Genomic DNA, 21,926 nt, shown 5'->3' with positions numbered 1-21,926 from the left:
TCATAGAACTGTGGAATATGTCTGGTGGAATAAACCACAGACAGGAGCCATACCGATGCGGCCTTTCTCGATAAGAAATAAAATCATGGTGACGGTTGTGCTTTTTTTTATGCTGGTAAGCGCTCTTGGCATCTACTGGTACCAGATGTCGGCGCGGATTATTCAGGACAACACGCTGAAGCTCAGCGGCGAGATCATCAAGCAGATGAGCAGCAGGCTGGACTCTTATTTCTCGGAGATCGTCGATTTGACGCTGCCGATGATTGCGCGCCCGGCCGTGGCCCAATACCTGGAGAATTCCGGCAAAGGGCCTTACGAGCGGCTGCTCTATACGAAACAGCTGAACAAGATGTTCTACAACGTGATGGTCGGCCGGCCGGACATCTATGGGATCTCGATCGTATCCCAGAAGAAAATAGCAGGGTCGAGCTACAGCAATCTATACGCCGAGAAGCGTTTCCAGTCGATCGCCGGCCAATTGGACCACTCGGGCAAATTCGAGATTATCGGGATGAATCAGTATCTGGACGTGAAGCTGTTTACGATGGCCGTGAAATTTTTCAGTCCGGGAACGCAGAATTGGGGAATTATGATCATCGATCTCCGGCTGGATAAAGTGAGTGCCTTTTCGAGTGGAGTCATGCTTGGAGATACAGGATTTGCATGGATTGCCGACGCACAGGGGCGTTACTTATATTATCCCGATCACAAGAGATGGGGGGAAGGCATCCCCGTTTCTCATCTGGATCGCATGAAAACGAGGTCGGCCGGGGGGAACGTCGAGAACGTGGACGGCAAAAAAATGCTGGTCAGCTACCGGTGGTCCGATGTCACCAATCTGACGTTCTTCTCGGAGGTTCCCTTGTCCGAATTGAATCGCGATTTGGTCAAACTGAGGAACGTTACGTTCGTGATCGGCATCATTGCCCTAATCTTCAGCCTGATTGTCGTCATCTCGGTGTCCTTCTCCTTAACGGATTCGATCCTTGTGCTGCAGCGAATGATGAAGCGGGTAGAAAGCGGCAAACTGGATGCGCGGCTTCCGAGCGCGAAGAAAGGCGAGATCGGCTACCTGTACCGCAGCTTCAACAGCATGGTCGATGAAATCAACAATCTGATTCGCACGGTAAGCGAATTTCAGTTGAAGGAGAAGGAGTCGGAGCTCAGGCATTTGGATTCCAGGATGCAGGCGCTGCAATACCAGATCAATCCCCACTTCCTGTACAATACGCTGGAAATCGTGAACTCCCACGCCATTATCGAGAACAAGCCGGTTATTAGCCGCATTATCAATTCGCTCGCAAGAATATTCCGCTACAGCGTGGAGAATCACACCAGAACGGTGCCGTTGTCCATGGAGCTGGATTATATGAGAGACTATCTCGACATTCAGATGGAACGCTTTGAAAATTTGCAGGTGGATATCCGGATCGACGACAGCCTGATCGGCCATGTAACGGCCGTTCCGATGACGCTGCAGCCCTTATTGGAGAACGTGTTCAAGCACGGCTATCAAAAGCATAAATTGGAAGCGGTTTATCTCTCGGTAAGCGGGGAGTTAGCCGGCGATGCCTTCTACCTGTACATTGAAGATCAGGGAGGCGGCATGGATCCGCATACGATGGATTACTACAACGGCTTGTTTCATGGGACGAGCGAGAGAACGGAATGCGACTGCTTAGGCTTGTTGAATGTACACGACAGAATCCAGCTCTTCTTCGGGGAGCGCTTCGGACTGGCGTTCGTACGGTCTGACCATACGGGGACGGTCATTCGGATTGCGCTTCCATTTCGAAATAACAGCGAACAGGGGTGAGGCTATGTTCACGATCATTACGGTCGATGACGAGAAAATGATCAAACGAAGCTTGCGGGTCATGATTGAAGCCGCCAACCCGGACTTCCAAATCGCAGGCGAGGCCAAGAACGGCCAAGAGGCGCTGGAGCTCATTCATGCCGATCCGCCGCATCTGCTCATCACCGATATATGCATGCCGGTCATGGACGGGCTGGAGCTGATCGCGGAAGTCAAGCGGGCATACAGCGATATGGAGATCATAGTCATTTCCGGCTACAGCGAATTCAATTACGCCCAGCAGGCCATCCGGTATAATGTGACGGATTATTTGCTCAAACCGATCCATCCCGATGAATTCAAGCAGCTGCTGCAGCGAATCTACGAGCGGCATATAAACAATGAACAGCGGCAAACCGACCGCAGGGAACAGATGTGGAAGCTCGTGGATAACGGGGATCAAATCGTAAGCGCGATTTGGACCCTTCAGGAAAGCAGTCTGCGCGGCAAGCTGGAATCGATGGGCGCCGAGCTTATGCAGCAGGGGGTGGAGGCCGGGCTTGTCAGAGAGATCTACAGAGATCTGCTTGAATATGTTTCGCGTCAGCTTGAAGAACGAAGCGGCAGACCCTTTCCGTTATCATGCGCCTGCGAGCGCAGTCCGTCTCAACCGCCGGAAGAGTGGCATAAGCAATTCCATGACGAATGCATGAGCATGTTTAGTGAGACCGCCCAGCTCCGGAATTGGGGGCATTCCCGGCAGATGAAGAAAACGATCGACTATATTGATGGGAACTTTTCGAATAGCGAGTTATCGCTTTTGAATGCGGCTGAACATGCCCGCATGTCGCCTGCGTATTTCAGCCGGGTATTCAAGGAGGAGACGGGAACGAATTTCATGAAATATCTGACCGCGCTTCGGATCGGACATGCGAAGGAGCTGTTGGTCCGTCCCGAGCATAAGGTCGGCGATGTGGCAATGCTGGTCGGCTACACGAACTATCACCATTTTGCCAAGGCGTTCAAGAAATTCACCGGCATTACGCCAACGGAGTTTAGAAGAGTAGAGGAGGATATGGGGAGATAAAGGAACGGTCGATCCGTTCTTTTTTTCATTTTTCAGCGACCCGCAGCTTCTTTTTCCGAGGGGATGAGGGAGAGCCCCTTTTGCCTGCCAAGAGGCCGTTTGCCGGATGTTCTTGGTGCAAGAAATGATACACCCGAACAAGAAATGCCATATACGCGTTGAAATTCGGCGTTGTACAATGTGTGTACTTGAAAGCGCAAACATTTGCGGCGAATGAAACAAAGGCGGACATATTCGCGACAATTTATCGTTAGGGTGGTGATTCCAGGCATCATAGTACTCGCTAGCTGATCAGACGTAAAAGTGGAAAAATAATCCTTCCCGGAGGTGCAGCTTGAAGAAGATAATCACGCTTACCCTAATTTGTGCACTTGTTATATCGATGCTGGCCGGCTGTTCCAAGAACAATAATGAACCGTCACCTGCCAAGAATGCCGGCAATGCGGACAGCGGCAATCCTTCAACGGATACCGGCGGCGAGGAAGCGGCCAATGAATTCGGATGGAAGGTTCCGAAGGAGACGCTTGAGATCAATTTCTACGCAGGCCAAGACAACCCGGATACGGTTAAAGAGAACAGCAAGCTGATGCAGCAATTTCTGCAAGAGAAGTTTAACGTCAAGATGAACAAGATCGTGTACGACGTCGATATGAACGAGAAATTAAACCTGATGCTGGCGTCCGGCGATTACCCGGAAGTCATTACGATGCTGAGTGACGAACAAGCGGCCAAATGGATTGCCCAAGGGAAAGCCATCGAGCTCGGCCAGTATATCGACGAGTATGCGCCGAATGTAAAAAGCCAGTTAGGCGATTTGTACAAATCCTTCTTGGATAAAGACGGCAAATTGTACACGCTCCCGAGCTATTGGGGGATTCTTCCGATCCCGGGCGCATCGGGCCATATCCGGTATGACTGGTGGACGGCGATGGGCTCCCCGGCGTTCAGCACGCCGGACGAATTCTACGGCATTCTGAAACAGATGCAAGCGGCCCACCCGAAGAACAGCAAGGGGGAGAAGACGTATGCCCTCTCCGGCTATGCGCCGATGTACAAAGTCGTCGCTCCTACGCTTGGCGGCATGTGGGGCTTGCAGGCCGGCTATAAGATCGGCCAAGACGGTACGAATACGCACTGGATCAACACGCCGGAAGGCCTTGAAATGACGAAGTTCATGAACAAGGTCTACCGTGACGGCATGCTCGATCCGGACAGCTTCATCAATACCTTCGACGATTGGAAAGCGAAATTTTCCGCAGAACGGGTCATGGGCCATATCGGCTCCTGGTGGGTATCCTGGAATGCCGGTCATGAAGTATGGCAGAAGACGAACCCGAATTGGAAGGATGAGGAGCGTTTCATTCAAGTGAAGGTCAAGGCCGATTCGGCCGAGCAGGCCAAACTGACCGCCCTGAATGGACGCGGCTCCTACCGTACCATCATTACGGATAAGGCGAAGAATCCGGAGCAAATCATGAAGTGGTTCAACTTCTCCATAACCGACATGGGCACGAGAATTATCGGCTGGGGCGTACCGAATCTGGAGAACTCGGTATGGACCTATGAGAACGGCACGTTCAAATGGGTGGATGCCATGAAGCAAGCGATCATCAACGGCACCTATGATTTCACGAACAGCGACAAGCTTGGACAAGGCGTCTTTACGCTTGTCGAAGGTGTCGGAACGATGAAGGATGACGGCAAGAGCACCTACTGGTTCGACCAGAACTTCAACGACGAGGCGAAGTGGAAGAAGCTGATGAACGAGAATCTGAAGGACACGATCTACGACAACACGCTCGGCGTGATCCAGATTCCGGGCAACGATCTGTTGGCCGTGACCAATACGCAGGTGGAAGAGATGCTGGAGACGCTGTGGGCCAAGGCCGTCACGTCCAAAACCGAGGAAGAAGCGGTCAAGAACTTCAATGATATGCGCGATAAGCTGAATAGCTCCGGGCTCAAAGACATCGAGGCTTTCCGCACGAGAGAGTATCAACGGCGGCTTGCGGAATGGTAGAAGGGATCATTGAAGAGGAAGGCTGCTGCCTTCCTCTTGTTCTAAGAATACAGCTCCCGAGATCCTTCGGAGGGAAGAAGCCCGTATTGCCGCAGAGGGTGGCGATGGCCGTTTCTTCATCATCACGAACGATGGACATGTTGGTTAAGGAGGAAGCTTCGTCATGAAAAAACCGGTCTACGATCACGTTTCGCTTCCTGCAGCACCCAACTCCGGCTGGGCACGGTGGAAGAAGACGCTGTACAGGGAAAGGAATTTATGGTTCATCAGTATTCCGCTAATCGCCTGGGTCATCATCTTCAACTACGTTCCGATGTACGGAATCATGATGGCTTTTGTCGACTATGTGCCGGGCAAGTCGATTCTATCCAGCGATTGGGTAGGGCTAAAGCACTTCAAGGCATTCATTGACTCGCCGGATTTCGGCAATGTTCTCCGAAATACGCTGGTGATCAGCGGCTTGAATATTCTTGTCGGATTTCCTGCGCCGATCATCCTGGCGCTGCTGCTCAATGAACTGCGCAAGAAGAGATTCAAACAAGTGGTGCAGACGATTTCGTATTTGCCCCATTTTATCTCCTGGGTCGTGGTGGCCAGCATCTTGTTCACGCTTCTGGGCAATGAGGGCATATTGAACGATATTCTGCTGCGCCTTGGCATTATCGATCAGCCAATCTCCTATCTGGGGGAAGGGAAATACTTCTGGGGGATTATTACCGCGTCGAATCTATGGAAAGACGTGGGCTGGTCGACGATCATCTATTTGTCGGCGATGGCCGGGGTAGACGGGGAAATCTATGAGGCCGGCAAAGTCGACGGTCTCGGACGGCTGGGCTCGATGTGGCACATTACGCTGCCGGGCATCCGCGCGACGATCGTGCTGCTGTGGATTCTGGGCATCGGCGGCATTCTCAATGCCGGGTTCGAGCAGCAGCTGTTGATCGGGAACGCGCAAACCCGCGAATATTACGAGGTTATCGATACGTACGCCTACAAATACGGGATTCAGCTGGGCAACTATTCGTACGGGGCAGCCGTAGGCTTGATGAAAGCAGCCATTGGAGTGTTCCTTGTCTTTACCGCGAACCGCATTTCCAAAAAAGTGCTCGACACTTCAATCTTCTAGGGGGCGCAAATATGGAGCAATCCTTTCTGAAACCAAGCCTGGGCAGCAGAATATTTGACGTCTGCAATATCCTGTTTATGCTGATGGTGTCCTGTGCCATGATTTACCCTTTTCTTAATTTGCTCGCATTGTCTCTGAATGATGGCGCGGATGCGGCCAGAGGCGGGATCTATCTGTACCCCCGCCAGTTCTCGTTCGATTCGTATTTGCTCTTGTTCCAGAATAAAAATTTATTATCCGGCCTCGGGATATCGATCCTGCGGGTTATCGTCGGGACGGTCACATGCGTATTCACGACGGGCCTGCTGGCCTACATCGTCACGATCCAGGGATTCTCGGGCCGCAAGATGCTCCGGCTCCTGTTTCTGTTCACCATGTACTTCGGCGGGGGACTCATTCCGACCTACATGCTGATGATGAAGCTGGGGCTCATCAATACGTTTCAGGTGTATTGGATTCCGAGCTTGCTCAACGCCTATTACATGCTGATCATGGCATCCTACATGCAGAATCTGCCGGAGTCCTTGTCCGAATCGGCGAGAATCGACGGAGCGGGCGAGCTGCACATATATTTCCGCATTATTTTCCCCATATCGCTTCCGGTGTTCGCTTCCATTGCCGTATTCAGCTCGGTCGGGCATTGGAACGCCTGGTTCGACGTCATCCTGTATAACTCGAACGGGAATTGGGATACGCTTCAGGTCTATCTGCGGCGGCTGCTCCTTGAGGTCGAAGCGCTGCAGCAGGTAGCGGATCAGCAGCTGGCCTACAGCAAATACCGGAACATTTCGCCGTTAACGCTCAGGGCGGCGACATCCATGGTCGTGACGCTGCCGATCATCTTTGTTTATCCGTTCTTCCAAAAGTATTTTGTCGGCGGCATCACGATCGGGGCGGTCAAAGGGTAATGGGGGATGTTGCGGCAATGAACACGCTGCTGCGCATGAAGAATGTTCTTCCGATCGCTGTTGTTCCCGGATTTCCTTGAATTGTATAGGTGGGTGTTGAAATCCGGGAACAAAGGTGACCGCTGACGCTTCTTCAGAATCATTCTTCCTGCTCCGCTCTTTGTTACATTATTCATTCAAATAATTGTTCACTGCTCTGACTATTAAGGAGGTACGAAGTTGAACCAGATAATGAAGCGTCAAACAGCATCAGAACCGCCGATTACGCAAGCCGAGCATTCGTGGAACGAGGAGACGAATCTGCTGCAATATCATTACAATGGAAGAGCGGTCATTACGATTCCGCTGCCGGAAGGCGTCAAAGCCTATTACCGCCGCGTATCGGACGGGAATCTGCTAACGAGCCCGTTTGTGCAGCAGCTGTATTTGGCCTTCGAGCGGCCGCAGCTTGTCCGCGTTACATTCGAATTAAGCGGGGATGCCGTGAATATGCGCCCCCGGCGGGCGGCGGACGGCGAAGCGATTCTCGGCCAAGTCGGCCGGCCGGCCATCTATGGCGCGAACGGCTTATACGATGTGCTGCAGGATCTGTTGATCGATTGGCACGGTGCGGATTGGCGCTGGGCATGCGACAGGATCGGGACGAACGGGAACGGGAATTCCGTCGCTGAGATCGACGTCGAGGTCGGGCAGACTCCTTGGGTAATCAATCTGCGCATGCAGTATTACCGCAAGCATCTGAATTTCGCCTACCATAAGCCATGGGAATGGCGCCCGAACTTGAAGGCGGTGTCGGGCTGGTGCTCGTGGGAGGCTTATCGCCGAGATATCGAGCAGGAGGATGTGTTAAACGCAGCCCGTTTCGTAAGCGACCATTTCAAGGCATACGGCCTTGAATATGTGCAGCTGGACGACGGTTTTCAGCTGCCGGTCGTACCGCCGGCCGCGGACGGCATTGTGGCGGACGCCTGGCTGAATACGAATGAGCATTTTCCAGACGGTCATGAGGCATTAACATCGGGTATCAAGGAGCAGGGGCTTCAGCCCGGGATCTGGACGAATGCCGTTGTGACGAATCCGGACTTCGCGGCATTAAGCGGTACCTGCCTCAAGGATCAGGAAGGCCATCCGATCAAGGGCAAATGGATTGGCTATGTGCTGGATTGTACGCCGGAGACTTTAGCCCGCCATGTCGCTCCTTACTATAAAGGCATGAATGAACAAGGCTACACCTATTTCAAAACCGATGCGATACGCCATTTAATCTACGATGGCCTTCGCTTGGCTGTGAAAGAAGGGCTGATCTCCAACGAGGAAGCGGAACAGAAATTTCGGGCTTTCCTGGAATGCGCGAAGGAACAGATCGGAGATGCGTATTTGCTGTCCTGCTGGGGCGTGTTTGGCGAAGTCGTCGGCCTGGCCGATGCATGCCGAATCGCAACCGACTCCAACCCGAGCTGGCCGGCCATCCGCATGCAGCTTGTGGAGACGGCGCGCTGGTTCCATACGCAGCGGATCCTATTCCTGAACGATCCGGATCATGTCTGCGTCCGGGCTCCGCTGGAATGGGCAAAGTCGGCGATTTCTCTCGTTTCGTTGACGGGCAGCCTGCTTATGATCAGCGATAAGCCTGAAAACTATGACGACGAGCGGATCGGCATGATCCGACGCAATCTGCCTCCGCTAACGACCGTAACGGCGGAAACGGGGCCGCTCGACATCACATACCCCGCATTCGCATGGACGCATGTGCAGGGCTATGCCATTGATCTGGATAAAGCCGATCAGCCGAATGCGGGGACCTCGAATGATCCTTCGGGAGGACAGGCTGGCCATCCGCTTACGACATTATGGGCGATCCATATGCAAACGGAGACACGCACCTGGTGCGTAGCCGGCCGATTCGCCACCGAGCCGATGCAGGCATCCGTTCTGAAAATTTCACAGCTAGGCCTGGACCCGGCACGCGAATATGCCGTGTTCGATTTCTGGCAGCAGCGGTATATCGGCAGGTTTACAGAGGTTATTCCGTGCCGGAGGCTCGAAGTCGGCAGCTGTCAAATCATGGCCGTATGTCCGGTTGACGATAAGCCGGCCCTTCTCGCATCGTCACGTCATGTCAGCATGGACGCGGTCAGCATACTTGAAGAAGGCTGGGAGGATGGCGTGCATACGCTGAAGCTTGCCGGTATTCCCGGTACGTCGGAGAACTATTGGCTCTATGTGCCGGCAGGTTATACCGTATCGGGGTTAAGCGTCGATAATGGCGAAGGCGAGTGGAGCGCGGAAGGCGAGACGGTGAAGCTAACGATCCGCTTCACGGGCGAAGAGTCGGCGGCAAGGCTCTCGTTCGAACAAGCGTAACATGCGGTTAGGGAGCGAAGAAGGAAGCTCAGATGAGTGAAATATAAATGAAGGCACAGCTGTTAAAAAACACGTCTGCCGCGTTTAGTTCAGTATTCCGATTTGTAGCTTTTCAATGTCTTTAATTTTCAGGGTTGCTCAATGCGCTCCGTAATAAATCATCCATAATACTCCAAGTCCATTATCAAGTACAGTTGGTCAATGGTATTGAATCTACAATGAAACCTCTCCTTTGTAAATGGCTGCTCGATACATCCATTTTACCAAAGAGAGGTTTCTTTTTGTTAGTTTATCGGAAACAAGGAGATACCCCTATGGTCTTAATTGACCTTTTGGGACAGCCTACCCGGATCAACCAAATTGAATTATATAAAAACCTATCGGAATTATCACCGATATTGCTGGATAGAACATCGATCTTTTCCTTTTACTTTCCCGCTGCCTATCATTACTTTTACCTATCTTCACCATAAAGGATCCGTATTGGCCTTTTCCAGTTATTCTCCTTACTATGAAGGAACACCGGTGAATTATTTTGCGATAGGAGATTATTTATGAAATGGCTTCAAAGCTCCGGGCCAGGGTTGTTATTCGTGTTTGTACTCGCCCTATTTTCCACCTGGCTCGGTTCCTTAATGCCCATCATTGGCGGTCCTGTATTTGGCATCGTCCTGGGCGTTATAATTAATAATACGGTAGGCAAGCCGAAGTGCACGCAAGCCGGCATCCAGTTTTGTTCCAAAAAAGTGCTGCAGTGGTCCATTATTGCCCTTGGCTGCGGGTTAAGCCTGACGCAGGTATGGCAAACGGGCTCGGAATCTTTTTCACTGATGATGGTCAGTTTAGTCGCTTCTTTCCTCGCGGCTTACGGATTTGGCCGGTTGATGAACATCCCGGATAGACTAAAAACATTGATCGGGGCTGGAACAGGCATCTGCGGCGGTTCCGCAATTGCAGCTGTTTCGCCGATTATCGAGGCCGAAGAAATCGAGATTGCCTACGCTATTTCGACCATATTTTTGTTCAACATTGCTGCGGTTCTTCTGTTCCCCCCGCTTGGCCATTGGCTTGGCATGTCAGACAACGCCTTTGGTTTGTTAGCCGGAACTGCAATCAATGATACCTCATCAGTAGTCGCCGCTGGTTACTTATATAGTAATGAAGCCGGAGATTATGCTACCATTGTCAAGCTGACCCGGACGACGATGATCATTCCGATCTCGCTTCTGCTGGCTGCCTTAATGGGGGTACGTAAAAAACGGGCGACAGCGGCGGGGCAAACCGTCCATTACAGCTTTGCAAAAATATTTCCTTGGTTTATTATATGGTTTCTTGCCGCTTCCTTATTAAATACATTAGGGTTGTTTGGTGAACAAGCGCTGCATGTTCTGGATATCCTGGCCAAGTTTATGATCGTCATGGCGTTGTCTGCAATTGGCCTGAGTGCAAATTTCCGCAAAATGATGAAGTCCGGCATCAAGCCTATTATTTTGGGACTTATCGTTTGGTTTGTCGTAACAGCGGTTAGCCTAATCATGCTATGGGTTACTGGAAGGATATGAAATAGCAGCAGACGCGATGGACAAGAAAGGAACAAGAAATGATCGTAGAAATTTTAAAGGTATATGTAACGGTTGTGGAACAGAGTAATTTTTCACGAGCCGCAGAACTTCTTAACCTCTCGCAGCCGAGTGTCAGCCAGCATATCCGAAATTTAGAAAATGAATTCGGGGTCAAGCTTATGCACCGTTCTCCCCATCACGTGAAGACGACTGAGGCGGGCGATATCCTGTACAAACGGGCAAAGCAGATTCTATCCACGTACGAAGCAGCCAAGGAGGAAATTCACCTGTTGCGGGATGAGGTTACAGGGTCGTTAAAAATCGGGGCGAGCTTTACGATTGGCGAATATATACTGCCTCATCTGTTAGCTGAATTTGTCCTACAATATCCGCATGTTGACATTCAGGCAAAGATAGCCAATACAGATGAAATTGCTCAGGCCGTTCGTGCCAACGAGCTCGGTATCGGTCTGGTGGAAGGCAATGTCGAATATCGGGATATTTTGATCACTCCCCCGTTTATGGAGGATGAAATGGTTTTGGTCGCTCCCCGCAATCATCCGTTAAGCTTGCAAAAGATGATTGAACCAGGCGTACTGCAAGACCAGGTTTGGGTTTTCAGAGAAAATGGCTCCGGTACACGGGCATTTAGCGATCAATTTATCGGGGAACTGGGCCTTTGCATCAAACGCTCCTTCATCTTTAACAGCAATCAGGGAGTGAAAGAAGCGGTGGTGGCCGGATTAGGTCTGGCCCTTCTTTCTAGGTGGGTGATTCGGACGGAGCTCGAATCCGGCGAACTATGCAGCATTTCCGTTAAAGGGCAGCGTTTTGCCCGCTATTTTTCCATTTTGCTGGACCCTAAGTCTTCTGACACGATGGCCGTGAAAATGTTCATTCAGAAACTGCGTCAATTCAAGATGTAATTCCAGTAGGAAGTGTTGGATTTTCTATGAACCCACATGACGGGGGGACGTTTACGAATCGTTATTTTTCTGAGCCTCGAACAAGATTGGTATTATGAAGCTGCAGCGGCAGCTTCTTCTTTATTTTCGGATGAGTGTCACCTCGAAAAAATGCTTCGTTTGCTGAAAGGGGCTTGCGGCGCTTTGAGCAGGAATAACACTTGGTTAGAAATTTGTGAGAATCGTTTGATACACTGGTAACGGTAGGCAAATAGGAGTGGTAATGGCAGCGTATATATGCCAAGAGGCAAAGTCGCTGCCATTGTTTAAAAGGAGGAACGATCATGCAGGTGGGCAAAATTATGGTTGTGGACGACGCAGCCTTTATGAGACAAATGCTGAAAGATGTGCTTCGGACAGCCGGACATGAGATCGCGGTCGAGGCGGCCAACGGAGAAGAAGCGGTCAATCTATATAAGCGGGTTAAACCCGATCTGGTCACCATGGATATTACGATGCCGGAGATGGACGGGGTAGAAGCCCTTAGGGCGATCAAGAAGCATGACCCGAAGGCAAAAGTTATTATGTGCTCCGCCATCGGCCAGAAGAGTATGGTTATTAGCGCCATACAAGCGGGAGCCAAGGATTTTGTCGTAAAGCCGTTCCATAAAGAACGGCTGCTGGAGACCGTAAGGAAAGTGCTGGCCCAATAATGGCCGGCTTCATAATACTAGCAAACAAGGGGGACAATGATGTTCTCCTTGTTTGCTTTGTGTACAATGATCGATCAGTCTGTAATCCGTCCAGCTAGCACAGGACTGTGAGCAACGGTACAGCTGACAAGCGGAACGCTGTCCCCACATTCACCTGAAGTTATCCACAAAACTCACAGGATAAGATGTGTATAACATCTGAATAAAATAGCGACTCTGTAGAAAGTGAATCGAATTTTTCGTGAGTAGGGGTAGTACCAGCTTTACGATGAATGGCTTGTGACTGTTTATAATAACCGACTCTGCGAACGATAGTCCGTCGGGGTGATACCTATCATCTGATGAAATACTTTGGTGAAGACGTGAATCGAAGAAAAACCGTATCTTTCGGCGATCATCGTGACGGAATCGTTCGTGCGGTGAAGGTCGTTTTGAGCTTTTTTGATTCGACAACGGTTCCAATAACGTTTAGGCGTAAAGCCGGTTTGAACTCGGAACAAAGTATGAAAGTGACTGCGGCTCAAACCAAGCTTCTCCGCCCAGCTGTCGACATTCCCATACGATCCGCCGGCTTGTTGTTCCATAGACGCCATCAGCTTAGCGATACGCGGATCCATATAATCGGTTTGACGATGAACGAGCCGGTACACATGATGCAGCAACAGCTGGAAATGGCCGTTTATGGCGAGTGATTCCGGATAATCTTGGTGGCTAAGCACGATATACTCGGTTGTTACCGCTTCAAATAATCCTTTCCAAAAACTAAACGAATCGACCATGAGCCATTCCGGCAGTCCCATTTCATGAGGCTCGTCCAGCCAATTGCGATTGCATTCCTCCGGATGTTCCGACAGGAAATCATTAGGAAATCGCACTCCCGATTTCGGCCGGTACGACCATTCAAAGAAAACGCAGCGGAAGGCGAATGGTTCAGCTTCATCGATTTCCCATATATGCATAATACCCGGCTGCAAGAAGAACAACATTCCCGTTTGCAGCCATATATTAGAACCGTCTGCATAGATTACCTTGGCGCAGCCGGATTCAATGAAATAAAGGGACGGAACATAACAGAATCGAGGGCCGAATCGGTCTCCAGCATTCAACGGCACCCGGTAAGAAAATCGTACAAAAGGACAAATTGGCTTGATAATTAGCATCACATCCTGTGGTTTTTAAAAATAATCGTACAAATGATTAAATACAATACTTCTTGATAAAGACGGAAAGTCCTCCCAAGCATCATAATATACGAGGATTGTTATATTGATTGGGAGGATGATAACGAATGCCGGATGCAAATGGAGTTCCAACGCAAGAAGATATAGCCTTCTTTAAGAAAAACGGCTACTGGATTTCACCGAAAATCATTGACGACGAACGGTTGGAACGGCTTCGCATGAGTATGGAAAGAGTATACAGACACGATTTCGAGACCGGAAAGCCTCCTGCAACTGCTTGGAGCTACGAGACCGGCCGTCCCAATGGACTACGTAAAACGGATAATGCCAACTGGTCGGACCTAACGATCCGCGCATTAGCCCTTGAACCTCTTATTGGTGAGATTGCAGCGGCTTTAGCGGAGACGGACACGATCCGATTTTGGGAAGATCAGCTGCTGCTCAAACCGGCTAGATCCGGCGGGAACTCCTCGAACGTCGGATGGCATCAGGATTATCATTATTGGGGTTGTTTTCAGAACCCCGAGACGCTGCTCACGGCTTGGGTTGCTTACGATGACGTCGATGAAGAAAACGGCTGCATGCAGATGGTGCCGGGCAGCCACCAGTGGGGAGTCATGAGAGGAAATGACTTTTACGAGCAAAATTTAAAAAAGCAGCTGCAGGATATGGCCGGGAATGAGGAACGTTCAACGCAAACCGCGCCTATCATCATGAAAGCAGGGCAAGTAAGCTTCCATCACAGTTTGACGCTGCACGGCAGCGGGCCCAATGTATCGGACCGAGTACGCCGTTCATCCGCACTGCATTACGTGACAGGCGAGACTCGCTATCGGGCAGGCTATGCCGACGGATATTCGGAAATCCAACAATTCATCGCTCTTGGGGGCAAAGACGGCGACATCGTTCATGGAGATATGTTCCCAGTCGTTTTTCAGAAATCTTAATAAGGATTCAAACGATAGAACTCCTGTTTATGTCAGTAGTGCGTGGTATTATGCCCGGCTACCATGAAATAAGCAGGAGGTTTTTCTGTTCGGTGAGAGAGAATGCTGGTCGACGGAATTAGCTCTCGCGTCATCGGCCAGCTTACTCCTCAAGCGGCCCGTCCCAAGGAACGTTCCTCCTGCTCCGCCCGATCTTCCTTTCGTTCATATCACTGCCCCTCAATTCTGCCCCCCGTCGGACAGATCCTTAACCATCTTAAAATTCACAAGCTGTACGCCTTGCCGTTCGACCGTTTGCCGCTGAATCACCCGGTACCCGCGCCGTTCGAAGAAAGGCTTCGCCGTGATGCTTGCCTCCGTATCGATTAAGGTAAGGCCGAGTCCTCTGGCATCGGATTCGAGCCTCATCACCAAAGCGGAGGCGATTCCTTGCCCCTGATGATCTTTATGAATGTAGACTCGATCCAGGTGTCCCGCCGGAGTCATGTCAGCGAAACCGACGATTGTTCCGCCGATTTCGGCAACGTACGTCATATTGCGGCGCATCGATTCCTGCCAGGCGTCCAGCCTGGACGTTAGATCGGCTAGGGGAGCCCAGGCATCCAGCTGCTCTTGCGAGTAATCCTTCTTGTTAACCGCATGCACGGTTTCGCGGAATAAGGAAAGGATCGGATGAATATCTGAATCGACGAACGTTCTTATTTGCATGAGTTGCTGCTCCTTAACCTCGTAAAGTTTGGTTAGAAATGTTTTTTACACACATAGGCGGTAGATTCATCTTATAATTAAAGCTATTCAAGATTTATTGGAGGGAAAATAAGATGCAGAACATTCTCGATGTCGCCCACACAATGGTTCAACATATACGCACCCATTATCCGGATGATATAGCGGTAGTGGCTTATTATGGGTCGCAAGCGCAAGGCACGGCGACCAAGCGGTCGGATCTGGATTTCTTCTTCATTCCGGCTTCGGACAATGGATACAGCGCCAGCATTCAATTCGTGATCGATAACATCAGCTTCGACTTCTGGCCGATCAGCTGGGAACGGGCGGGAAGAATGGCGTCATTCGAAGAGCCGAACACGTCAATCATCGCCGATTGCAAACTATTATATACCCGATCGGAAGCCGACCGCGAGCGGTTTATGAATCTGCGCGACACCATTGCGGAGATGCCTAAGCATGGTTTGAAGTTCATGGAGAAAGCGGAGTCCAAGCTTCAGGAAGCCTATGTGCATCTATACAAAATGAGCCGCGGCGAAGAAGAGGCGAATTTGAGCTTTTACCGCAATGAAGCGCAAGGCCTGTTGACGAAGGTGCTCTACAGCCTCGCGCTATTGAATCGCACCTATTTCACGAAAGGCTGGGGCAAGAACACCGAACAAATCAGGCAGTTTCCAATTCAACCGGCCCGTCTTGAGCAGCTGATGGACAAGATCACGATGGCGAAAGCATGCCGGGAGCTAAGAGAGTCTTGTGAACAGCTTGTAGATGATACGCTTCAATTGCTGTTGGAGCAGAAGGATACGTATTCGGAAGGTCCTTCTTATCCGGATCGGATGAAGGGCTTCTATGAAGAAGTGAAGGGGATCCTGGATAAAATCTTAACGTCGTGCGAAATGAATGATAAGCCGTCCGCCTTCTTCTGGGCGATAGGTGCCCAGGACGAAATCGCCCGGTTTCTGTACTACTCGGTCAAGGGCCACTGGCCGATCGAGCTGGATCCGAGCCTGGATTATCAACGATATTACGTTCAAGCGGGCTTTCCGGATTTAGCCGCGCTGCTCGACCCGGATGATTTTCTTCCGCTTCAGCGTGCCGTTGAGCAACTGGAAGAGGACCTCGAGAATTACCTGAAGGCGAAAGGCGTTAAGATCAACCGCTTTGACAGCCTGGCTCAGTTCGAAGCCTTTTTGAATGAGAAGTAACGGGTGCTGCAACCTTTCCCCTTCCACAAGAGTCTGAAGGTTAATATGTGCAGGGGGTGCGGATTTTGAGAAAAAATGTGATGTTTATCCTCATGACTTTCGCCTTGCTTGTGCTCGCCGGATGCGGGAGCGCGAAGAAAGAGGCTCCGACCGGATTGAATCAGTTGGACGCGAGCCGGATCGAATTTATCACGCTACAGCACCACGTAAATAATCAATCGCATGAAATAACGGACAATAAGGCGATCTCACGTTTCGTTCACGCCATTTCGGATGCAGAATACGATCAGGGAAAGCTCGACATTGCCGCTCCGGCATACGGGGCATCGGTCGAGATGAAAGATGGCGCCAGCCAACAATTCTCGTTCTGGATCGATGGAGAAACCACAGGTTTATTTATCGTATCCGGACAGAATGGGCACTACCGGCTGTCGGAAACCGCCAAGAACGAGCTGCGGGATCTGTTCCAAGCGGATGCCGGTGTACAGCAATCCGAGGTCAGAACAGTGATATTCAAGTGCGATTCATCACCGCCATTGCGGACTTCCTGACCCAGGGGGTCTTATCCCATCCATGGATCGGCAAGTCTGAAACCAATATACTTCCGAGACGAGTGGTAGACAACGAGGTGAATGTCATTTGCAAGAATGGATTATACTTGTGCTCATTGTTTTCGCGGCTTCCTTATTGCAGACTAGTACCGGCTACGGTTTCTCAATTATAGGTACGCCTTTTTTGCTGCTTATCTATCCGGGACATACGGCCATCCAAATCAATATTATTCTCTCGCTTTGCCTATCTGCTTTCATGATTTTTAAAATTGGGAGGGAAGTGGACAAACCCCTTTTCATCCGATTGATGAAGGGCAGCATACCGGGATTGGTTATAGGGCTCTTTATTTATCTATACCTGGATATTCGGGTGTTAAAGATGATTGTCGGCGGACTTATTCTCCTATTAACAATAGGCCTTATTTTCAAATTGACCATGCTGCAATCCAGGAACAGGGACTTTATAACCGGGGGGATATCGGGGCTGTTAACAACCAGTATTGGTGTACCCGGTCCTCCTTTGCTGCTGTATTTCTCCGGGATCGGAAAGGATAAGGCCGTGCTTCGAAGTACTACCCTAGCCTACTATCTCTTTGTTTATTCGGCTAGCTTGGTTATGCAAATATCGTTTGGCGGGACAGATAAAGAGGCATGGATATCATCTCTTGTTGCCGTGCCTTCGCTTATTGCCGGAATTCTGCTCGGACAGCTGTTATTTAGATGGATCAGTCCCAACATTTTTCGAGTCATAACGTATGTGATCCTTCTTTTTACAGGCGGTTATTTGCTGTTATCCGCGTTCTGAGAAGGGAAGGCCGGGGTATGAAAGAGGAGGAATGACGTGTGCAATCAGTTGATTGGTCCGATGATATTAATTATTATGATTTATCAAGTGAATATTCTATTCGAAAGGCCGAGCCTGAAGAATGGGGAGTATATTGTTCCGTTTATTATAATATGCGTTATAATGGTTTTTTTAGGGAAGAAGGCTTCAATGCTCCACGAAGAAACTCTTTTTGGATCTATAAAGGAGAATCCAAAATTGGTGGGGTAAGGATGGCCCCAAATACGATATATCATTTATTTTATATTCCCCCATTTCATGATTCATTTGAGGTACTGAAGCTTCTTAAAAATATTTTATTTCAATGGTCTGATCGAACTGAACCTATAAAGACCTTTGAGGTTCTTCCAGACCAAGTGAATTTATATACGAGGGCAGGATTTTGGCCAGATGAGTTCAGATGTCGTTGGATGCAGCGCCCCACGGATCACTTCAAGGTTGTTTGGGATCATAATCTTATCATTAAGTGTCCTGAAATTAAGGGAAATGAGATGGGTGCTAAGCGATTCATTAATGAAGATGAAATCGCTCATTGTGACTTTAATAGCTTTGCAGGAGGTTTTGAAGCCGTACGGAGAAAAAAGTCTTCTCTTGAAGATTTTATTCCTAGCGAAGATCCTAATTTTACAAATGAGATATTAACTCAAGCGTCTACACTTGTATATGATAAGGATACGGGTCAGCTCATTGCAAATTGTCGCCTTTGTTTACAAGACAATCAAGCAGCAGTATACAGTATAGGCGTCATACCCGGTTACAGAGGAAGAGGGCTCGCTACACGTATGCTGCAAAGAGCCCTGACTAGCCTTAAAGATAAGTATCCCGTTCTAAGGTTGTATGTCATGGAAGGCAATGATGCGGAGTCAGTCTATTTTAACCTCGGGTTTGTTCCGGGAGTACTGGAGATACAAAGTATGTATATTCCTACGAATTGATAGCAAAGACAGATCAGCTTCGTTCAACTAAACCGAGGGACGGAGAACGATAGCTCAATATAAAGAACGGCAGCCGTACATTCGGCTGCCGTTTTCTCAACTAAGGGCAGGATAGCTCAACAACAAGGGTTGAATAAAAATACACATTTACATATAATTATGCATAATGGAAAAGTTGGTAAGGGGTGGAAACATGAAATATAACGTTTTTGTGGATGGTCAAGAAGGTACAACAGGTCTAAAAATTCATGATTACTTATCTAAGATTTCTAATGTAGAAGTAATCAAGATTGAATCGGAGAGGCGAAAGGATAACGAAGCTCGTCGTGCAATAATAAATGAAGCAGACCTAGTATTCCTTTGTCTCCCAGATTCGGCTTCAAAAGAAACCGTAACGATGGTTAGTAATAAAAAAACCAAAATAATTGACGCAAGTACTGCTTTTAGGACTAACGATGAATGGACCTATGGATTACCGGAATTAAACAAAAGCCAAAGGGCTAAAATCCAACAATCATCTAGAGTATCTATCCCGGGATGTCACGCGACAGGTTTTATTTTAGCCATACAGCCTCTTGTAATTGAAGGTATTTTACCGAGGGATTATCCTGCTTCTTGTTATTCGATTACAGGATACAGTGGTGGGGGTAAGAAACTTATATCTGAATATCAGAACTCAACTAGAGAACAGCTTTTCGCACCAAGACAATATGCACTTCATCTGAACCACAAGCATCTTCCAGAAATGCAGTTATATTCCGGTTTAAACTCCGCACCACTTTTCACACCAATAGTTGGGAGCTATTATCAAGGCCTCGCAGTATCTATTCCTTTGTTTCCAAAAATGTTTCTGAAGCATATAACGGTTAAAGAAATTCAAGAACTACTTGCCTTTTATTATAAAGATGAGCAATTTATCCGAGTAATGCCATACGAGTCAGAGACATATCTTGAGGATGGTTTCTTTAATGTCATGGAATGCAATCATACAAATCATTTAGATTTATTCGTTTTTGGTCATAAAGATGAAATATTACTTGTATCTAGATTTGATAATTTGGGAAAAGGGGCCTCAGGGGCAGCCATTCAAAATATGAACATTATGCTTGGGTTTGATGAAGGTAAGGGTCTAGGATGAGATTCCGAATACTAAATACAAACAACTTAACCATATTTGAATGATACTTAATGAATTTCCTTATTGAAGAATCGGTAATAAGACTCGCTGGAAAATGAAGTAACGGGAAGGATTGTTCAAAAGAAATACAGGGGAATTAATGAATATAAAGAATTTATATACAAGTAAATATCCGAGATTCCTAGAAAAGGAGTGAGCTGTAAATGTTTTATGTCAATACCCGTGCCATAATAGAGCGTGAACGTGATGGGAGAACCGAAATTATAATCCAGACGCGTAACAAACCCAACGAACCGAAACAGCTTGAGCTGCCGGGAGGCAGGGTGGAAAAGTTCGAGTCGTTGTTAACTGCCTTGCGCCGCGAAGTGAAGGAAGAAACCGGACTCGATGTCACTTGGATTGAAGGGGAAGATACGCGTATTGATACGGATGGGATTAATCCTAATATCGTTGTCGAATGTGTTAGGCCATTTACCGCATACCAGACGATTAAAGGCGGAATCGATTCGGTCGGTTACTACTTTATTTGCAGAGCGGAGGGCGAATTGCTCGAAGAAGGCGACCACTCGCAAAAAGCCCGTTGGGTAACCGTAGACGAACTAGCCAAACGTATACACAACGATCCTTTGCAGTTTATTAACATCGACTGTGCCGCTATCATGTTCTATTTAAAACACCGTGTAAATGTCTTGCCAGTTGGTGAAACAAATTAGCTTATTTCCTGTTACGCTAACGGGGGACGATAATTCAATGCACCATGGAGCAGTCTGCACTTTGCAGCTGCTCCATTTTTCATTACGTTAACGGACAGGAGAGTTCAACAATACACTCAATATTCAAACTTCGAGGGTACTAAAGATAACTGGTACTATCTAGTCAAGTTTTACTCCTGTAGAATTAATCAGAACAACGATTCAAATGGAGGGAAACTCCCTGAAGATTCTTTTTAGAATATTTTTATCGGCTATTTTTATAGGTATAGCCTTTATTGTATTTGTGGTCTACTCATTCTTTTATGGGAATCCTTTTTTAAAGTACAAATTTAAACAAGAGGCACGTCATTATCTAGAATCAACCTATCCTAATAAACAAAGTTTAATTACTGAAGTTGAATTCAGTCTCAAGAGTTCTACTCTGGAAAAACAATACTTTAGAGCATATTTTTATTTCTTAGAAGATAAAATTAAAAAGCTTCATTCCGTATATATAAATGATGACGGAAAAATAACTGATGGATTAAAGACTCGAGCGGCTAATCCCAAATAGGGAATGAACCATGAGAGGATTACTCTAACGGGTACGATAGTTCAATAAAACAGCAGAAGGATCCGCTGCGGCGGATCCTTCTCACGTCCCCCTCGTCGATTGAGCTAACGGGCAGGAAACTTCCAATATCTGTAGAATTAATGTTGGAAATTAGAAAAGATTTTCTGGGGGGATTGGTTAGTGGAATTTAGAGAAATAACGTGGGACAACTTTATTGAATGTATTGAGCTGCAAGTTACAGAGGAGCAGAAACGCTTTATTTCCTCCAATCAACATGCACTCGCAGAAGCTTATATTGCCTCAAAAGAGGGTCAGGTCATTATTACATTTGCGATTTATAAAGACGGGAAGATGGTCGGCTTAATAATGATGTATTATGACGATGGAAATGGCAATTTCGATTACAGCAGTTATGGAGTTTTTAAAATCATGATTGATGGGCGATATCAGGGCAAAGGGTATGGCAAAGAAGCCATGATAAAAGCTATAGAATTTTCTAGGGCATCTCCTCATGGAGAAGCGAGGGTCGTTGAACTTACATATAAACCAGAAAACCTAATTGCGAAAAATCTATATTCATCACTAGGTTTTGTTGAAACAGGGAATACCCACCCTTCTGGTGAAGTATACGCTGAGTTTGTCCTATAGCCTTT

Annotated in this window: 20 protein-coding genes; 18 read left to right on the top strand and 2 right to left on the bottom strand. The window is 48.3% G+C overall.

All coding sequences use genetic code 11. The features are described 5' to 3' along the window. Nucleotides 1-55: 55 nt before the first annotated feature. From L1F29_RS30805 to L1F29_RS30765, 9 genes are all read left to right on the top strand, one after another. Entirely contained in the window at nucleotides 56-1,816 is a 1,761-nt protein-coding gene (locus tag L1F29_RS30805; RefSeq protein WP_258385815.1) for a cache domain-containing sensor histidine kinase, read from the top strand. 4 nt (nucleotides 1,817-1,820) lie between these two features. After that, the gene (locus L1F29_RS30800; RefSeq protein WP_258385814.1) at nucleotides 1,821-2,882 is read left to right on the top strand and encodes a response regulator transcription factor; all 1,062 of its coding nucleotides are present in this window, start codon (nucleotides 1,821-1,823) and stop codon (nucleotides 2,880-2,882) included. Between the two features lie 334 nt (nucleotides 2,883-3,216). Continuing rightward, nucleotides 3,217-4,902 carry a type 2 periplasmic-binding domain-containing protein gene (locus tag L1F29_RS30795; protein ID WP_258385813.1) on the top strand — a complete coding sequence of 562 codons (1,686 nt, stop codon included), beginning with the start codon at nucleotides 3,217-3,219 and terminating at the stop codon, nucleotides 4,900-4,902. A gap of 163 nt (nucleotides 4,903-5,065) precedes the next feature. Further along, nucleotides 5,066-6,028, top strand: coding sequence for an ABC transporter permease (locus L1F29_RS30790; RefSeq protein ID WP_258385812.1), 963 nt, complete (start codon nucleotides 5,066-5,068; stop codon nucleotides 6,026-6,028). A gap of 11 nt (nucleotides 6,029-6,039) precedes the next feature. Continuing rightward, nucleotides 6,040-6,936: a carbohydrate ABC transporter permease gene (locus L1F29_RS30785; RefSeq protein WP_258385811.1), complete on the top strand. Its 897-nt coding sequence runs from the start codon at nucleotides 6,040-6,042 to the stop codon at nucleotides 6,934-6,936. Nucleotides 6,937-7,155: 219 nt separating this feature from the next. After that, nucleotides 7,156-9,300 (top strand): alpha-amylase family protein, encoded by a 2,145-nt coding sequence (locus L1F29_RS30780; RefSeq protein ID WP_258385810.1) that lies wholly within the window; start codon nucleotides 7,156-7,158, stop codon nucleotides 9,298-9,300. Nucleotides 9,301-9,854: 554 nt separating this feature from the next. After that, entirely contained in the window at nucleotides 9,855-10,862 is a 1,008-nt protein-coding gene (locus L1F29_RS30775; RefSeq protein ID WP_258385809.1) for a YeiH family protein, read from the top strand. A gap of 38 nt (nucleotides 10,863-10,900) precedes the next feature. Next, nucleotides 10,901-11,788 carry a LysR family transcriptional regulator gene (locus L1F29_RS30770; protein WP_258385808.1) on the top strand — a complete coding sequence of 296 codons (888 nt, stop codon included), beginning with the start codon at nucleotides 10,901-10,903 and terminating at the stop codon, nucleotides 11,786-11,788. Nucleotides 11,789-12,117: 329 nt separating this feature from the next. Next, the gene (locus L1F29_RS30765; protein WP_309252428.1) at nucleotides 12,118-12,480 is read left to right on the top strand and encodes a response regulator; all 363 of its coding nucleotides are present in this window, start codon (nucleotides 12,118-12,120) and stop codon (nucleotides 12,478-12,480) included. A 287-nt stretch (nucleotides 12,481-12,767) separates the two neighbouring features. Here L1F29_RS30765 and L1F29_RS30760 read toward each other — a convergent pair whose 3' ends face one another. Next, on the bottom strand, nucleotides 12,768-13,439 hold the full coding sequence (locus L1F29_RS30760; RefSeq protein ID WP_258385806.1) for a helix-turn-helix transcriptional regulator: 672 nt from the start codon (nucleotides 13,437-13,439) through the stop codon (nucleotides 12,768-12,770). A gap of 329 nt (nucleotides 13,440-13,768) precedes the next feature. Between L1F29_RS30760 and L1F29_RS30755 the strand changes: the two genes are divergently transcribed. Next, entirely contained in the window at nucleotides 13,769-14,608 is an 840-nt protein-coding gene (locus tag L1F29_RS30755) for a phytanoyl-CoA dioxygenase family protein (protein ID WP_258385805.1), read from the top strand. A gap of 219 nt (nucleotides 14,609-14,827) precedes the next feature. Here the strand turns inward: L1F29_RS30755 and L1F29_RS30750 are convergent, their stop codons facing one another. Next, entirely contained in the window at nucleotides 14,828-15,316 is a 489-nt protein-coding gene (locus L1F29_RS30750) for a GNAT family N-acetyltransferase (protein WP_258385804.1), read from the bottom strand. Nucleotides 15,317-15,429: 113 nt separating this feature from the next. Between L1F29_RS30750 and L1F29_RS30745 the strand changes: the two genes are divergently transcribed. The 8 genes from L1F29_RS30745 to L1F29_RS30715 all read left to right on the top strand — a co-directional run bounded on the left by L1F29_RS30745 (nucleotide 15,430) and on the right by L1F29_RS30715 (nucleotide 21,921). Beyond that, on the top strand, nucleotides 15,430-16,539 hold the full coding sequence (locus L1F29_RS30745; RefSeq protein ID WP_258385803.1) for a kanamycin nucleotidyltransferase C-terminal domain-containing protein: 1,110 nt from the start codon (nucleotides 15,430-15,432) through the stop codon (nucleotides 16,537-16,539). Nucleotides 16,540-16,604: 65 nt separating this feature from the next. Further along, entirely contained in the window at nucleotides 16,605-17,090 is a 486-nt protein-coding gene (locus L1F29_RS30740; RefSeq protein ID WP_258385802.1) for a YhfM domain-containing protein, read from the top strand. An 88-nt stretch (nucleotides 17,091-17,178) separates the two neighbouring features. Next, nucleotides 17,179-17,895 (top strand): sulfite exporter TauE/SafE family protein, encoded by a 717-nt coding sequence (locus tag L1F29_RS30735; RefSeq protein ID WP_258385801.1) that lies wholly within the window; start codon nucleotides 17,179-17,181, stop codon nucleotides 17,893-17,895. A 38-nt stretch (nucleotides 17,896-17,933) separates the two neighbouring features. Further along, the gene (locus L1F29_RS30730; protein WP_258385800.1) at nucleotides 17,934-18,869 is read left to right on the top strand and encodes a GNAT family N-acetyltransferase; all 936 of its coding nucleotides are present in this window, start codon (nucleotides 17,934-17,936) and stop codon (nucleotides 18,867-18,869) included. A gap of 193 nt (nucleotides 18,870-19,062) precedes the next feature. Then, nucleotides 19,063-20,007, top strand: coding sequence for an N-acetyl-gamma-glutamyl-phosphate reductase (gene argC, locus L1F29_RS30725; protein WP_258385799.1), 945 nt, complete (start codon nucleotides 19,063-19,065; stop codon nucleotides 20,005-20,007). Between the two features lie 203 nt (nucleotides 20,008-20,210). Next, nucleotides 20,211-20,720, top strand: coding sequence for an NUDIX hydrolase (locus L1F29_RS30720; RefSeq protein WP_258385798.1), 510 nt, complete (start codon nucleotides 20,211-20,213; stop codon nucleotides 20,718-20,720). 205 nt (nucleotides 20,721-20,925) lie between these two features. Further along, nucleotides 20,926-21,273 (top strand): YfjL-like protein, encoded by a 348-nt coding sequence (locus L1F29_RS34620; RefSeq protein WP_444980954.1) that lies wholly within the window; start codon nucleotides 20,926-20,928, stop codon nucleotides 21,271-21,273. A gap of 180 nt (nucleotides 21,274-21,453) precedes the next feature. Next, entirely contained in the window at nucleotides 21,454-21,921 is a 468-nt protein-coding gene (locus tag L1F29_RS30715; RefSeq protein WP_258385797.1) for a GNAT family N-acetyltransferase, read from the top strand. Nucleotides 21,922-21,926 lie beyond the last annotated feature (5 nt).

Source organism: Paenibacillus spongiae, assembly GCF_024734895.1.
Lineage (GTDB): Bacteria > Bacillota > Bacilli > Paenibacillales > Paenibacillaceae > Paenibacillus_Z > Paenibacillus_Z spongiae.
Note: the sequence above shows the minus strand (reverse complement) of the source record. Positions and strands in the feature narration are given on the sequence as shown.